Source organism: Streptomyces sp. NPDC060366, assembly GCF_042725135.1.
Lineage (GTDB): Bacteria > Actinomycetota > Actinomycetes > Streptomycetales > Streptomycetaceae > Streptomyces.
On record NZ_JBHXDC010000009.1, the window covers coordinates 265,121 to 278,645 of the forward strand.

At 71.7% G+C, this 13,525-nt stretch carries 13 protein-coding genes; 4 read left to right on the top strand and 9 right to left on the bottom strand.

Annotation, left to right across the window (positions count from 1 at the left end; all coding sequences use genetic code 11):
* Nucleotides 1-2: 2 nt before the first annotated feature.
* The 7 genes from ACFWHU_RS23215 to ACFWHU_RS23245 all read right to left on the bottom strand — a co-directional run bounded on the left by ACFWHU_RS23215 (nucleotide 3) and on the right by ACFWHU_RS23245 (nucleotide 9,391).
* Nucleotides 3-1,187, bottom strand: coding sequence for a glycosyltransferase (locus tag ACFWHU_RS23215; protein ID WP_387226819.1), 1,185 nt, complete (start codon nucleotides 1,185-1,187; stop codon nucleotides 3-5).
* On the bottom strand, nucleotides 1,184-1,984 hold the full coding sequence (locus tag ACFWHU_RS23220; RefSeq protein WP_387226821.1) for a polysaccharide deacetylase family protein: 801 nt from the start codon (nucleotides 1,982-1,984) through the stop codon (nucleotides 1,184-1,186). Before ACFWHU_RS23220 ends, ACFWHU_RS23215 begins: the two co-directional genes overlap by 4 nt.
* A complete protein-coding gene (gene murJ / locus ACFWHU_RS23225) occupies nucleotides 1,974-3,899 on the bottom strand; it encodes a murein biosynthesis integral membrane protein MurJ (protein WP_387226823.1) in 1,926 nt (641 codons plus the stop codon). Before murJ ends, ACFWHU_RS23220 begins: the two co-directional genes overlap by 11 nt.
* The gene (locus ACFWHU_RS23230; RefSeq protein ID WP_387226825.1) at nucleotides 3,896-5,344 is read right to left on the bottom strand and encodes an O-antigen ligase family protein; all 1,449 of its coding nucleotides are present in this window, start codon (nucleotides 5,342-5,344) and stop codon (nucleotides 3,896-3,898) included. The genes murJ and ACFWHU_RS23230 overlap by 4 nt, the downstream gene beginning before the upstream one ends.
* Nucleotide 5,345: 1 nt before the next feature.
* Entirely contained in the window at nucleotides 5,346-6,956 is a 1,611-nt protein-coding gene (locus ACFWHU_RS23235) for a sugar transferase (protein WP_387226827.1), read from the bottom strand.
* Nucleotides 6,953-8,146: a glycosyltransferase gene (locus tag ACFWHU_RS23240; protein WP_385793613.1), complete on the bottom strand. Its 1,194-nt coding sequence runs from the start codon at nucleotides 8,144-8,146 to the stop codon at nucleotides 6,953-6,955. The genes ACFWHU_RS23235 and ACFWHU_RS23240 overlap by 4 nt, the downstream gene beginning before the upstream one ends.
* A gap of 93 nt (nucleotides 8,147-8,239) precedes the next feature.
* Nucleotides 8,240-9,391, bottom strand: coding sequence for a DUF3344 domain-containing protein (locus ACFWHU_RS23245; protein WP_385793615.1), 1,152 nt, complete (start codon nucleotides 9,389-9,391; stop codon nucleotides 8,240-8,242).
* 228 nt (nucleotides 9,392-9,619) lie between these two features.
* Here ACFWHU_RS23245 and ACFWHU_RS23250 point away from each other — a divergent pair, with 228 nt between their 5' ends.
* From ACFWHU_RS23250 to ACFWHU_RS23265, 4 genes are all read left to right on the top strand, one after another.
* Nucleotides 9,620-9,871: a chaplin gene (locus ACFWHU_RS23250; RefSeq protein WP_385793618.1), complete on the top strand. Its 252-nt coding sequence runs from the start codon at nucleotides 9,620-9,622 to the stop codon at nucleotides 9,869-9,871.
* A gap of 186 nt (nucleotides 9,872-10,057) precedes the next feature.
* A complete protein-coding gene (locus ACFWHU_RS23255; protein WP_364463945.1) occupies nucleotides 10,058-10,297 on the top strand; it encodes a chaplin in 240 nt (79 codons plus the stop codon).
* Between the two features lie 277 nt (nucleotides 10,298-10,574).
* Nucleotides 10,575-11,294: a hypothetical protein gene (locus ACFWHU_RS23260; protein WP_387226830.1), complete on the top strand. Its 720-nt coding sequence runs from the start codon at nucleotides 10,575-10,577 to the stop codon at nucleotides 11,292-11,294.
* A gap of 134 nt (nucleotides 11,295-11,428) precedes the next feature.
* On the top strand, nucleotides 11,429-11,794 hold the full coding sequence (locus tag ACFWHU_RS23265) for a hypothetical protein (RefSeq protein WP_387226832.1): 366 nt from the start codon (nucleotides 11,429-11,431) through the stop codon (nucleotides 11,792-11,794).
* Between the two features lie 82 nt (nucleotides 11,795-11,876).
* On the opposite strand, the gene ACFWHU_RS23270 is transcribed toward ACFWHU_RS23265, so the two are convergent.
* On the bottom strand, nucleotides 11,877-12,527 hold the full coding sequence (locus tag ACFWHU_RS23270) for a vitamin K epoxide reductase family protein (RefSeq protein WP_387226835.1): 651 nt from the start codon (nucleotides 12,525-12,527) through the stop codon (nucleotides 11,877-11,879).
* A gap of 362 nt (nucleotides 12,528-12,889) precedes the next feature.
* Entirely contained in the window at nucleotides 12,890-13,396 is a 507-nt protein-coding gene (locus ACFWHU_RS23275) for a DUF5949 family protein (RefSeq protein WP_385793627.1), read from the bottom strand.
* Nucleotides 13,397-13,525 lie beyond the last annotated feature (129 nt).

Genomic DNA, 13,525 nt, shown 5'->3' on the forward strand with positions numbered 1-13,525 from the left:
ACTCACTCCTCGGGGGTGGCCGGGCGCCGGACGGTGGGCTCGGACGAGCCGGTCCGGCGCAGGGCGCGGTCGTAGACGGACATCAGCTGTTCGGCGCTGCGGGAGATGTCGTAGTGGCGGGCGGCGGGTGGTACCGGCAGCCGGGGCGGGCCGTCTCCGGCCGCGAACCGCCCCTGCGCCGCGCCCAGTTCGGCGACGAGACCGTCCACCGATCCGGTGATCCGGCGCGCGGCGGGCGCCGCGTCGGCGGGCAGGTCCGTCAGGGCGGGGCAGGTGACGTACAGGACGGGCAGCCCGGCGGCCAGGCCCTCGATCACGGCGAGCCCGAAGGCCTCGTCCGCGGAGGTGGAGACGAAGAGGTCCATGGCGGCGAGCAGTGACGGCAGGTCGGGTCCCGTGCCGTCGGCGGGTTTCGGCGGCGGGTCCTCGCACGCGCCGTGGAGCAGGACGCGGTCGGCGGCGCCCAACTCCGCTGCCAAATCGAGCAGTCGGTCACGCTCGGGGCCTTCGCCGACGAGCAGGAGGCGGGCTCCGGGCAGGGCGGCGACGGCTCTGACGAGGGTGTCGAAGCGCTTGCCCTCGCTGAGCCGACCGATGCCGCCGACCACGAACGCGTCGGCGGGCAGACCGAGTTCGGCCCGCGCCTTGTGCCGGGCCGTCTCGTCGTAGGAGAAGCGCGGCACGTCGATGCCGTTGGGCACGACATGGATACGGTCGCGGCGTACGCCCCAGCGGCGCAGCCGGTTCGCCACGGTCGTCGAGACGGCGACGGTCTCCGTGCCGAGGCGTTCGCTGCCGAGGTAGAGGGCGCGGGCCCCGGCGGTCAGCGAGCGGCCCTCGATCTGGGTGGCGCCCAGCGAGTGCTCGGTGGCGACGACGGTCCGTACGCCCGCGAGGCGGGCGGCGAGGCGTCCGTACACACAGGCGCGGTAGAGGTGGGTGTGGACGAGGTCGTACCGGCCGTCCTTGATCAGTCCCGTCAGCCGGGGCAGCGCGCCGATGTCGCGGTTGCCTCTTATGTCGAGGTCCGTGACGGGGAAGCCGTCGGCGACGATGCCGCGCGCGACGGCGCCCGGGTTGGTGAGCGTGACGACGGCGCTGTCCGTGGGCAACCGGCTGAGCAGGAGGCGCAGTTGTTGTTCGGCACCACCGATGCCGAGGCCGGTGATGACGTGCAGTACCTTCATGCGCCGCCGCCCTCGGGTACGGTCGCGGTCCCCGGCCGCTCGGCGCCCGTGGCGGCGGCCGGATACGGGCCGTACGGCACCGGCTCGCGTCGGCGGCCGTGCAGTGCGCGCTTCAGGAACAGCCGGGGCCCGGTGTCCTCCTGGCCGATGTGGAGGCGCGGCAGGGCGAACAGGCCGGTGAGCGGGCCGGGGTCGATGCCGACGGCGTACCGGTAACCGGCGTTCCGTACGGCGGCCATGGCGCGCTCGTCGACCGTGCCGTACGGATAGCAGAACCCGGTCACCTCGGCGCCCGTGATCGCGTTCAGCGCCTCCCGGCTGCCGCGCGTCTCGTCGGCGAGCAGCGCGTCGTCGGCCTTGGTGAGATCGGTGTGGCGCAGTCCGTGCGAGCCGATCTCCATGCCCGCCGCCGCTGCCTCGCGGATGCCGTCCTCCGTAAGGAGGGGCTTGCGCGGGCCGAGGCGGTCCCATTCGTTGGTGCCGCCGAGGCGGCCGGGGAGCGCGTAGACGGTGGCGGTGAACCGGTACCGGTGCAGCAGCGGCACGGCGTTCGTCAAGAAGTCGGCGTAGCCGTCGTCGAACGTGAGGCCGATGAGTCCGGCGTGGCCGCCCCGCGCTCGGGCCAGGAGCAGGCGCTCCATGCTCACGCCGGTGAGCCCGCGGCGGCGCAGCCAGCGCAGTTGCCGGTCGAGCCGGTCGGGCGAGACGGTTACTTGGTAGGGGTCGTCGGTGGGGTCGGTGATCGAGTGGTACATGGCTGCCCACAAGGGGCCTGCGGGCACCGTGTCAGCGGACATCGATGAACTTTCGTGTGACGGAGCGGATGACGGAGTCGATCTCGGGTGCCTGGACGGCGCGGGCGATGACGAGGAACACGGCGGCGACCACCACGCAGGCGACGGCCGCGGCCGGCACGGGTGCGGGGATGAGGGCGCCGCAGAGCCATCCGGCGCCGGTCGCGGAAGCCGCGGCGGCGCTGAGTTTGACGAGCCCTCCGGTCATGTGGCGGACTCGCACCGGAACGCTGTGCCTGGCGACGCCGTGCAGCAGCAGTACGGCGGTGACGGTGATGCCCAGCGCGTTGCCCGCCGCGATCCCGAGGACGCCCCAGACGCCGACGAGCAGTGCGCCGCCGACGGTGGTGAGGACGAGGCCGAGGAACATGGCGAGAGCCGGGAACCACAGGGGACGCGCGGCGGAGAAGTAGCAGCGGACGAGGGCCCCGACGAGGGTGTGGCCGAGCAGCCCCAGTGCGTACACACGCATCACGGTGGCGGTGGCCGCCGTGTCCGCACGGTCGAAAGCGCCGCGCTGGAAGAGGATTTCGATGATCTGCGGCGCGCATGCGACGACGGTCGCGGCGCCCACCAGCACGATGACGCCGGCGAGTGCGAGGTCTCGCTCGACGCGGCGCCTGGCCCGGTCGGTCTCCCCGGCCGCCATGGCGCGGGCGACCACCGGGAAGGTGACCGTGCAGAGCATCAGGGACAGGACCATCGGCATCTGCGCGACCTTCTGCGCGTAGTTGAGATGCGAGATGGCGCCGGCGGGCAGGGGGGCGGCGAGGAAGCGTTCGATGAGGACCTGGGACTGGCGGGTGAGGGCGAAGACGATGACGGGGGCCAGCAGTCCGAGGGCGACGAGCGGCCGGGCGGCGCCGCCGGGCTGTTCCCCGGCCGGTCGCTCGTCCGCCGTCTTTTCGCCGGCCGCTTGTCCGTCGGCCGGCTGTCCGTCGGCCGGTTGCTTCCCGGCCGCCACGCTCGGCTTCTCCGGTGCGTGCTCCCGCGTCTGCTCCGCCGTCGCGCGGCGCTCGCGCAGTCGCCGCCAGACGACCGGGGCCTGGACGAGGACCATGAGGACCCCGCCGACGGCGACCCCGGCCGCGGCCGCCCGCACACCGAGCCGGTCGCTGAGGACCAGCATCGTGACGATGATGCCGATGTTGTAGGCGACGTAGATCATCGCGGGCGGTACGAAACTGCCGTGCGCCCGCAACGCGGCGCTGCAGTATCCGGCGATACCGAAACTGAAGGCGCAGGTCGCCGTCAACCGGGTGCAGTCGACGGCCAGTTGGGTGTCCGGCAGGCCGGGTGCCAGTACGGCGACGACCCACGGGGCCGCGAGCATCAGCAGGACGGCGCCCGCGCTGAGAGCGAGCAGCAGACCCGGCAGGGTCGTACGCAGCAGGGCGTGCACGGGGTCGCGGTCGAGGAGCGGCCGGTCCGTGGCCCGGCGCGCGAGCGCGAGGCTGAAGGCGGGCACCAGGATGAGCGCCATCGCGTCCTCGATGAGCAGCGTCGAGGCGACTTCGGGAACGGTCCAGGCGACGAGGAACGCGTCGGTGTCGGGGCCCGCGCCGTAGAGGTGGGCGATGGTCTGGTCGCGTACGAGACCGAGCAGCGCGCCGGCGGCGGTGAGGATGGCGGTGAGCAGGGCGGCGCGGGCGAGGAAGCGGTTGGAGAGGTGGCCGCCGCGGCTGCCCGCTTCGGCCTTCTCCTGACCGGCGGTCTCCTGGTCGGCCTTCTCGGCAGGCGAGGTCGTGGTGTGCGCGGGCGTGGTCGGAGATGGGGGCGGCGGCCGCCGGCCGGGGACGGCGGGCCCCGCAGGCTCCGTGGTCTTCGCGCTGTTCTCGCTGTTCGCGGGCTCCGTGCTGTTCGCGGGCTCCGCGGTCTTCGCCGTCGGGGACTGTGTCGCGTCCGTCAGATCGGTCACGCGGCACCCGGTCCCCGGTCGGCCCGCCGGTCGAGCGCCCACCAGGCCGCCAGACCGAGCACGACGGCGGTGAGCACCGTGGAGGGTCCGCCGATGTCCGCGTAACCGAAGTCCACCAGTTGCCAGATCAGCAGCCCGACGGCGACGAGCGCGCAGTCGGCGCCCCTGCCTCCACGGCGTGCGCGGGGCAGTCGCCGCAGGGCCAGGACGAGCAGCGCCGCCCAGCTCCCGGCGAGGGCCAGCAGGCCGACGACTCCCTGCTCACTGAGGACCAGCAGATACATGTTGTGCGGGGAGAGCAGCGGCTGGCGCTGGAAGGCCTTCCCCGCGCCCGCCGTGTCGCTGCCCGACGACAGCGCGATCGAGGAGTGGCTGTCGCGGTAGGCGGGGAAGGCCTTCAGCCCGACGCCGGTGACCGGGTCGGTGCGCCACATCCCGCCCGCCGCCGCCCACATCGTGTACCGGTCGGTGACCGACCGGTCGGGTGCCTCGGTGACTTCGGTGATGCTGCCGAGCCGTTCGGAGATCATCTGCGAGCCGATGCCGAGTCCGCCGACGAGTACGACACCGAGGGCCGCCGTCACGAGCGCGACCCGGGCGGCGCGGCGCGGCCCGGAGAGCACGAGTTGCAGCGTGACGGCCACGACAGTCGCGATCCACGCGCCCCGGCTGAAGGAGACCACGAGCGGCAGCAAGAGCAGTGCGGCGCAGCCGAGCGCGGCGGCGCGCTGTCCGCGCGGCACCTCACGCGCGCCCCCCGGACCGCTCTCCGCTCCCGCGCCCAGGGCCAGTCCGACCGCGGCGACCAGGCCGTACGACACGACGGTGGCCATGCCCATGACGTCGGTGGGACCGAACGTGCCGACGGCGCGGATGTCCTCGCCCATGTACGAGGCACCGGTGCCGGTCAGGTACTGGACGACGCCGATGAGCCCCTGCACCAGCGCGAGGGCCACCATCGCCCAGGCGACGAGCCGGAAGTCCCGGCGGTCCCTGATCAACAGGAGCAGGGCGCCGGGCACCAGCACGAAGATCTGGAGGTAGCGCACCACGCCCGGCAGGCTGGAAACGGGGTCGTAGGACGTGATCGCGGCGACGCAGACGCCGAATACGGGAAGTCCCAGTACCAGCGCGGCCGTTCGGGTCAGCGGCCGGGCGCGCTCGCGCACGACGCGTACCAGGCAGAAGAGGACCAGCAGCGCGGACGCGGCGTCGGCCACCGTCCCGGAACCGGCCGATCCGTCAGAGGCGGTGCCCGCCACGGGGACGGCGAGGAGCGCCACGACGGCGAGGGCCGGCAGCAGAGGGGCGACCCGGCGCAGCGTGTCGCGCCAGTTACGCCAGTTGCGCCCGTCGCGTTCGGAGGCGGAGGAGAAGGAGGGAGGGCGGAGGGGATTCGATTCGGTACGGGGGGCCAGGAGCGGCGCGCCTCGGGCGTGGGCCACGTCAGCTCCCCGCCGGGCGGACGAGCGAGAGGGCGGTTCGGATGATGATGCACACGTCCTGCCACAACGACCAGTGGTCGATGTAGTGGTTGTCGAATCGGGAGCGGTCCTCGATCGAGGTGTCCCCGCGCAGCCCGTTGACCTGCGCGAGACCGGTGATACCGACGGGCATCCGGTGGCGTGCCGCGTAGCCGGGGTGGGTCTTGCTGAAGTTGGCGACGAAGAAGGGGCGTTCGGGTCGGGGTCCGACGAGGCTCATGTCGCCGCGCAGGACGTTCCAGATCTGCGGGAGTTCGTCCAGCGACGTACGGCGCAGGATGTGGCCTACCGTGCTCATCCGCCGGTCGTTGGCGACGGACCAGCGGGTGGCGGCCTCGGTGTCGTCGGCCGGGCGCAGGGTGCGGAACTTCAGCACGGTGAACGGGCGGCCGTTCTGTCCGACGCGTTCCTGACGGAACAGCACACCGGGCCCGTCGAGGAACCGTACGGCGAGCGCGCAGGCCAGCAGCACCGGTGAGATGGCGACCAGCGCGACTGCCGCCACCGCGATGTCGAGCAGGCGCTTGGCGAGGGTGCCGCGGGGTGCGGTGGGCGGGTTGACGCGGTGGCAGGCGTAGCCCCACACGTGCTGCGACATGGCGCGGCGAGCGCCGGCGCCGGATCTGACGACCGTGTCCCAGGGGCCGGCGCCGATGAACCAGGTGGCGCAGCCGTATTCGTGGAAGAGGGAGACGAGCGCGGCCCGGTCCTCTTCACCGTCGGCGCCGGCCGGGCCGTCGACGAACACGGCCTGCCGGACACCGTTCTGGATGACGGCGCGGTGGATCTCCTCGACGGTGGTCAGTACGGGGAGCCCGGGGGCGGGGGTGTCGGCGTCGGCGGGGTGGTCCTCGCCGACGCTCTCGCCTTGTGGGTCGGCGTCCGGTTCGCCGGGCGCGTCCCCCTCCACGGGGGCGACGATGCCGACGGGCCGCAGGCCGTACTCGGGATGCCGGGCGAACAGTGCCGCGAACCGCCTGCCCGCCGGCCCGGTGCCCACGATCAGCGCGGACGTCAGCCGCTTGCGCGCCGTACGCCGCCGGTATCCGTGGACGACGGCCCGGCCGCAGCAGGCGAGGAGCAGTTGCGTCGCGCTCCCGGCCAGCAGGGCGGTGACGCTCAGCGCGTGCGAGGGGTGGAGCGCGGCGAGCAGCGCGGCGGAGGCGCACCAGGCGACGAGGGTGCGCGCGGCCAGTGCGGGGAATTCGTCCAGGGCGGTTCGTGGGCCCGACGGGCGGTAGAGACCGGCGTACGCGTTGAGAACGGCGACGCAGACGAGGAGTTGCGCGATCAGCACCGCGTGTCGCTGTCCGGAGTCGAGTAATACCGTGCCGACCAGGGCGGACGCCCAGTCGGAGGCGAGGAGCGGCAGCCCGAAGCGCAGGGGGGCGGCCGTACGGCGGCGGGGCGGCAGCGCGAGGCGGTCGGTCGCGTCCTGCGGGGACGCGACCGAGGGGTACCCGAATGGTGAGGGGCCGTCCGCCGTGACGGTCGTGGGCCCGGGGCCGGCCGGCCCGCGCGCTGTCGATCCGCGTCCGGAGGGTGCGGGGACGCTGGTGCTTTCCGTGTTCACTGGGGAATCGGCTCCCTGCGCTCGGAGCGCGGCACGGCGGCCACGTCGCGGTACACATCGGCGATGGCCCTTGTGGTCCGCCGCACGTCATAGGTCCCGCGTACGTGCTCGTGGCCTTCGCGGCCGAAGGTGTCGCGCAGCGACCGGTCGCGCAGGAGCGTGGTGATCGCCTTCGCCGTGGCTGTGTGGTCCTCGGGCGCGGTCAGGCAGTGTGCCCGCTGGCGCGGCGGCAGGCTTTCGCGTGCCCCGTCCACGTCGCTGAGCAGTACGGTCCGCCCGCTGGCCATCGCTTCGAGCGGCGCCACCGCCATGCCCTCCCAGCGGGACGGCAGGACGACGAGGTCGGCGGCCCGGTACCAGGGCGCGGTGTCCGCCACGCCTCCGGCGAAGAGCACCGAGGGCGGGGCGTCCTCGCGCAGCCGCTCGGCGTCGGGGCCGTCGCCGACGAGTACGAGACGGGCCTCGGGCAGGTCCCGGAGAACCAGTGGCCAGGCTCGGAGCAGGATGTCCTGCCCCTTCTGTCTGCAGAGCCGGCCCACGCACACGACGAGGGGCGTATCCGGAGGGAGTCCGGCGAGCATGGGGAGCGCGGCACGGCCGGCGGAGGTCGAGGAGAGAGCGTCGGCGGGGTCCGCCGGGCGGAAGCGGTCGGCGTCGACTCCGTTGTGGACGACGGACCAGGGGGCTCGTACTCCGGCGCGTTCGCCCCGGCCGCGCTCGGCCTCGCTGACGCAGACGACGCGCGCGGTCCAGCGGGCGGCCAGCCGCTCCCAGCCGCGGGCGAGGGCCGCCGTCGTACCGCTGACCGCCTCGAACGACCAGGCGTGCGGCTGGAACACGGTCGGGATCCGGCCCCGTACGGCCAGGCGTCCGGCGAATCCGGCCTTCGCGCTGTGCGCGTGCACCACGTCGGGGCGGATCCGTCCGACCAGTTCGGTGACCCGGCGGATCTCGGCGGGCAGTCCGAAGCCGGGGTCGCGGGTCGCGCGCCAGACCTCCGTCTCGGCGCCGAGCGCGGCGACGTCCGCCGTGAGCGGGCCACGGTCGGGGCAGGCGACGACCACCCGCATTCCGGCGGTGACTTGCGCGCGGACGAGATCGGCGACGACCCGGCCCACTCCCCCGTCGACCGGCTGGACGAGATGGAGCACGGTGAAGCCGGAACTCGGACAGTTACTTGGTGGCGGCACGCGTAAGTCACTCCACTCGTGGTCTCTGGTGTCGTGGATCGGACAATCAGGAAAACGCGTAAGCGCTGCTGACGCGCAGACGAATGAACCGGCTCAGCGCCGCGCGTCCACCGCTACGTAGAGCGCGCCGAGCCAGATCGAGTCGCGCCCGGTCCGGAAACTGACGTTCATAGTGTCGCCTCCCGGGACGAGTGCTTCACGCAGGTCGAAGAGATCGGAGTCATATCCGAGACTGTTCTTGTAAGCGGGTTGTCGTTTAATCTGATTGACACCCACATCGGTAATGCTGGAATTCATCACGTTGTCGGTCGAGTTGGCGGTGTCGCCGACCGAACGCGCTTTCCCGCGCCCCGTCCCGACCGTCAGCGAATCCCCGGCGGTCCCGGGGTCCCCGTCGTACGAGACGACGCCCATGGCGCCCGTGCCACCGGCCGGCGTACGCAACTTCCCGAGCCCGACGCGCAACTCCTGGTTCTTGGCGTCGAGCGCCTCGAAGCCGTCCCAGATCGCCAGATGACGCAGCGGGTCCTCGGCCCTCTCGTACGCGACGACCATCGTCCAGCCGCCCCAAGCGCCCACAGCCGTCCGGCCCATGGCGACATTGATCTGCGCCACCGTGTACAGACCCGAACCGGCGGAGCGCACCAGCGGCGTGATGTCCGCCGACGCCTGGTAGGCATCGGCGCCACCGGCCGTACGGTGGCCGATCAGGGTGTCGGACAGGACTTCCCTGTACGAGCCGCCGGGTTCGGCCATCAGTACACGGCCGTTGTCCTCGGGCGGCTTCTGCTCACCGACGCGGAGATTCCCGCCCCAGTAGAGACGGGCGTAGCTGACCGTGGCGCCGGCCGGTACGCGCAGTTCGCTCCGGGTCGAGTTGTAGGTGTTCGGGTCCTCGTCGAGGTCCGTGTAGAACATGTCGAACTGGTCGTTGGAGGCCGTGGCGCCGTCCCGCGCGGCTACGCATGCGGAGGCGTCGGCCGCGGTGACGACCGTGAGCTCACCCGTGGTCCGGCAGGTGATGGCCGAGTTGGCCGCCCGGACGATCCCGCCGTGCTGAACGGCGCGGTAGCGCTCGGCGAACGGAATTCGAGTGGCCTCTTTCGCCGCCCGGACACCGGAATCCGGCGCGGTCGACGCCGTCGAGACGGAGGCCGGGGCCATTGCGGTGACGGCCACGACAGCCGTCGCCGTGACGGCGAACAACAGACCCCGCCTTACACCATGAAGTACCAGATCACGCATTGAGACTCTCCGACCCCAAGTATGAATCGACAGTGCACCCTTACAGACGCGGACTGAAAATCACGTCAACCGCCCGGACCGTGTCAAGGCACAGTCGCTTTCCCGGATTCGGTCCGCCCGCAAACCTTCTCGCGCGCCCTTTAGCACTCTTCGGGCTATCCCGCGTTTCCCGAACGGCCGACGGTCGTTGAGCCTGTCGCACCATTGGTAAATCGAAAGGATATGGTGATGAAGCGAGTCGCTAAGTCCGTCGTCATGGCAACGTCGAGCGCCGCCTTCCTCCTCGCCGGAGCCGGAATGGCTTCCGCCACCGGCCACAGCGGCGCCTCCGCGGAGGGAGTCGCGGCCAACTCGCCGGGCGTCCTCTCCGGCAATCTGGTCCAGATCCCGGTCCACGTGCCGGTCAACCTCTGCGGCAACACCATCAACGTCATCGGCCTGCTCAACCCGGCCTTCGGCAACACCTGCGTCAACGCCTGACCTTCGACGGAGCCCGAGCTCCGTCGGCCCACGGCCGACGCACCGGGTCCGGCGGCACCGCCGCCGGACCCGGCACCCTTCTTCACTCATTCGGGCCGCAACCGATCAGCACGCCCCGCGTTGATCGGTAAGTCGGGCAACTGCGCCCGTAGCGCCATTCCCCTTAAGACCGAGGAGCTCATCCCCATGTCGCGTATCGCCAAGGCTGTTGTTCTGTCCTCCGCGGCCGCCGCCGCCGTCGTCGGCGCCTCCGGTGCCGCCATCGCCGACAGCGGCGCCCAGGGCGCGGCTGTCGGTTCCCCGGGTGTCATCTCCGGCAACGTCGTCCAGGTCCCCGTGCACATCCCCGTGAACGTCTGCGGCAACACCATCAACGTCATCGGCCTGCTCAACCCGGCCTTCGGCAACACCTGCGTCAACGCCTGAATCTGACCGCAGCCCCGACTGCCGTCACCCACGGCCAGAGCCGCTCTCCCCATCCAGGGGTGGGCGGCTCTTCCGCTGCACGAGAGCACATCCGGCCACCCTTTCGGCTGCGACACGAGCCTCGGACGTGTGGCGTTTTCTGAAGGTCCGGCGCAGGTCAGAGGGGTCGAGGCGGCCGATTGGCGGACACCGCACGGCACTCCGGATCAGTTGCGGGTCACGGCCCCGCGACTCACGGTGAAGACGAAACCCCCACTCTGTCCTGAAAGGACTTTTCATGCGTTCCCACGTTTCCTCCCGCGCCGCAGCCGCCGCCGTCTGCGCCGCACTCGTTCTCGGCACCGCCGGAACCGCCGTCGCCATCACCGCCGACGAGAAGCCGGTCGGTGTCGGCGCCGAGGCGGCCCCTGCCCCGGTCGCCGACGCCGCTGCCATCAAGCAGCAGGCCGAGGCCCTGAGTTCGCTGTCCGGCGCCATCACGCCGGTCACCGACCTGCTCGCCGACGTGCTCGCCGCGGACAACGGTCAGCTCGTCGCCGCGGACATCCAGAAGCACCAGGCGGCCATCCAGAAGGGGCTGGAGGCCGTCAAGAACGCCGCCCCGGCCGCCCCCGCCAAGCCCGCCGACAACGCCGGCAACGCCAACAACGCGGACGTGATGAGCCCCGTGAACGCCGTGGGCGCCGACGGCAACATGTCGGCCCCGGCCGACCTGACGGCCCGTGCCGACCTGACGGCCCGTGCCGTCGACTCCGTACAGAAGTCGACGGACGCGCTTCTCAAGACGGCCGCCACCAAGGACGCGAAGGCCGTCGCCACCCAGTCGCAGGCCGTCGTGACCTCGCTGGTCAACCTCACCACCGCGCTCGTGATGAACGGCGGCATGCCGGCCCCGAACCTGCCGGGCCTGCCCGAGCTGCCCAAGCTCCCGGCCGCCGAGCTTCCCGCGCCGGCTCCGGAGCTTCCGGGCGTGCCGACGACGCCGCAGAACCAGTAACACCGCGTACGCCAGAGCGGCCGTGCCGGTCCCGTCACACGGGGCCGCACGGCCGTTCGTCGTGTCCGGGAAGCCCGGAGATCGTTACTGAGGGCGAGGCCAGGACAGAACAACCGTTGAAAGAAGGATTCACCATGAAGCCCATCAAGGTCGCCGCGGTCGTCGTCGGTTCCGTACTGACGCTGGGTGCCGCCGCCCCGGCGTTCGCCGCCCAGAACCTCCCGACGAGCCTGAACGGCGGACTGGGCGGGGCCCTCGAAACGGTGACCAACCAGGAGACGCTCGACGCCCAGCCGGTGCGGACGAACGCGCTGGACCCGAAGAACGACGGCTCCCTCGTCAACAGCGTGGGCGATGTGGCGAAGGGTCTGAGCGGCGACAAGGGCGGCAAGAGCGCCAACGGAGGCAAGGGTGCCAAGGGGGACAAGGGCAAGGGCAAGGGCGGCAAGGCCAAGGGCAAGGGCGGCGCGATGCTCGGCGGGATCCCGCTCGGCCGGTAGTCGGCAGTCCCCGTAACTCCCTCACCACCGGCGGCCGTTCGGTGTCCCCGCTCTCATGTGCGGGGACACCGGACGGCCGCTTTCAGCTGGTCCAGAAGTCCCACCAGCGGGTCAGGACGAGCATCCCGATGGTGCCGATCCACAGCACGGGCAGCACCCAGTGGAACTCACCCAGCGCGCTGCGCAGTCCCGCGGGCGCCGGAAGGATCCGGTGCGTGATGTTGTGCGTGGTGACGTAGGAGAACATCACGATCGTCGCCACCCACGCCAGCGAGCACCACAGACAGAGCGAGCCGATGCTGTAGAGCGACTGGTACTGGAGCCAGGTGCAGAAGCCGACGCCGAACAGCATCCCGGCGTTCAGCCCGAGCCAGAACCAGCGCCGGTACCGCGCCCCCGCCAGCAACCCGGCGCCCACACACCCGACGATTCCGTACGCCACCAGCCCCAGCATCGGATTCGGGAACCCGAACACCGCCGCCTGCTCGCTCGTCATGATGTTCCCGCACGAGACCACCGGGTTCAGGCTGCACCCCGGCGTGAAGCCCGGATCCTCCAGCAGCTTGAACTTGTCGATCGTGATCACCCACGACGCCAGCACACCCGCCGCACCCGTCACCACCAACAACCACGCCAGCACCCGCCCCGCCCCGAAGCGGCGCGGCCCGTCCCGCAGGGTCCCGTCGCTGTGCGCGTCGGACTGCGACGCGTTGCCGATCACTACTGTCGTCATGGCGTGCTCCACCGGTTCGGTCACACATTCGAATAAACGTTTTAACTTCCCGCGACACGCCGGGCGCAGTGACTCCGGGGTCGAGTACGGCGTTTCCACGGCATGAACTCCGTGCGAGCGCCCAAATGGCAGCGCCTCTCAGCGGTACCCGACTTCCGCGGCGAAGACGTCTCCCCGCCCCCTTCGCCGCCTCCTCCCGCACCCGCGCCGGTCCCCACTCCCATCTACAGCGCTCTCGTACGGGAGTGGGGCGCGGCGGGACGTACGGTCCCCGCGGACGGCGGGGCCGGCCGGAAGGGCTGGTGAGCCGGGGGCGCGGGCCGGGGCCGGCGCCCCTCGGGGCCGTACCCCGCCGGCCGCGCTCAGCCGCGCAGGCTGCTCACCGGCACCAGACAGTGCGCGGCGCCGGTGAGGACCGCCTCGTCGCCGACGAAGGCGCGCAGCGCCTCCTCACTCACCGGCTTGCCGGGAATGCCCTCGGGCCACGGCTGGGTGGCGATGATGAAGTACACCCCGCCGGTCGAGCGCGCGTCCTCCTCCCACTCCGGCGGGACGGCGCACTGGGCCTTGAGATACGGCATGGTCAGCACGGCCCGCCCGGCCTGTACGAGGAGGGTGATCGGGACGTTGGGCGACTCCCCCACATCGACGAGCCCGGCGCCGGTGTGGAGCCCGACCTCCTCGATGACGGCACGCATGGCCTCCCCTCCGGCCTCCGCGCCGTCGCGGCCGTCACCGAGTGAATAGGCCAGCAGGAAAGGCGGGTTGCGCTCGCCGTCGGAGGCTTCGCCGGTCCAGGGAATTACCGTGAGGGTGCCGAGCAGGGAGGCGTATTGCTGGTTTCCCCGCGCGGTGTTGGTAGAGGTCATGCTTCGGCACAGTAGTGGCCCGTCGGCGCCCGGAGTGATTTCACGTCACCCGACTGGCGGAGCATTCGTTCCCCAGTGCGAAAGCGGTCCTTCGACACCCCCGTCTGCCCTACATCCGACACATGCTGA

What these genes read in the sequence shown, in the direction of transcription:
- ACFWHU_RS23215 (WP_387226819.1), bottom strand. Translation starts at nt 1,187, where the DNA reads ATGAAGGTACTGCACGTCATCACCGGCCTCGGCATCGGTGGTGCCGAA.
- ACFWHU_RS23220 (WP_387226821.1), bottom strand. Translation starts at nt 1,984, where the DNA reads ATGTCCGCTGACACGGTGCCCGCAGGCCCCTTGTGGGCAGCCATGTAC.
- ACFWHU_RS23245 (WP_385793615.1), bottom strand. Translation starts at nt 9,391, where the DNA reads ATGCGTGATCTGGTACTTCATGGTGTAAGGCGGGGTCTGTTGTTCGCC.
- ACFWHU_RS23250 (WP_385793618.1), top strand. Translation starts at nt 9,620, where the DNA reads ATGAAGCGAGTCGCTAAGTCCGTCGTCATGGCAACGTCGAGCGCCGCC.
- ACFWHU_RS23255 (WP_364463945.1), top strand. Translation starts at nt 10,058, where the DNA reads ATGTCGCGTATCGCCAAGGCTGTTGTTCTGTCCTCCGCGGCCGCCGCC.
- ACFWHU_RS23260 (WP_387226830.1), top strand. Translation starts at nt 10,575, where the DNA reads ATGCGTTCCCACGTTTCCTCCCGCGCCGCAGCCGCCGCCGTCTGCGCC.
- ACFWHU_RS23265 (WP_387226832.1), top strand. Translation starts at nt 11,429, where the DNA reads ATGAAGCCCATCAAGGTCGCCGCGGTCGTCGTCGGTTCCGTACTGACG.
- ACFWHU_RS23270 (WP_387226835.1), bottom strand. Translation starts at nt 12,527, where the DNA reads ATGACGACAGTAGTGATCGGCAACGCGTCGCAGTCCGACGCGCACAGC.
- ACFWHU_RS23275 (WP_385793627.1), bottom strand. Translation starts at nt 13,396, where the DNA reads ATGACCTCTACCAACACCGCGCGGGGAAACCAGCAATACGCCTCCCTG.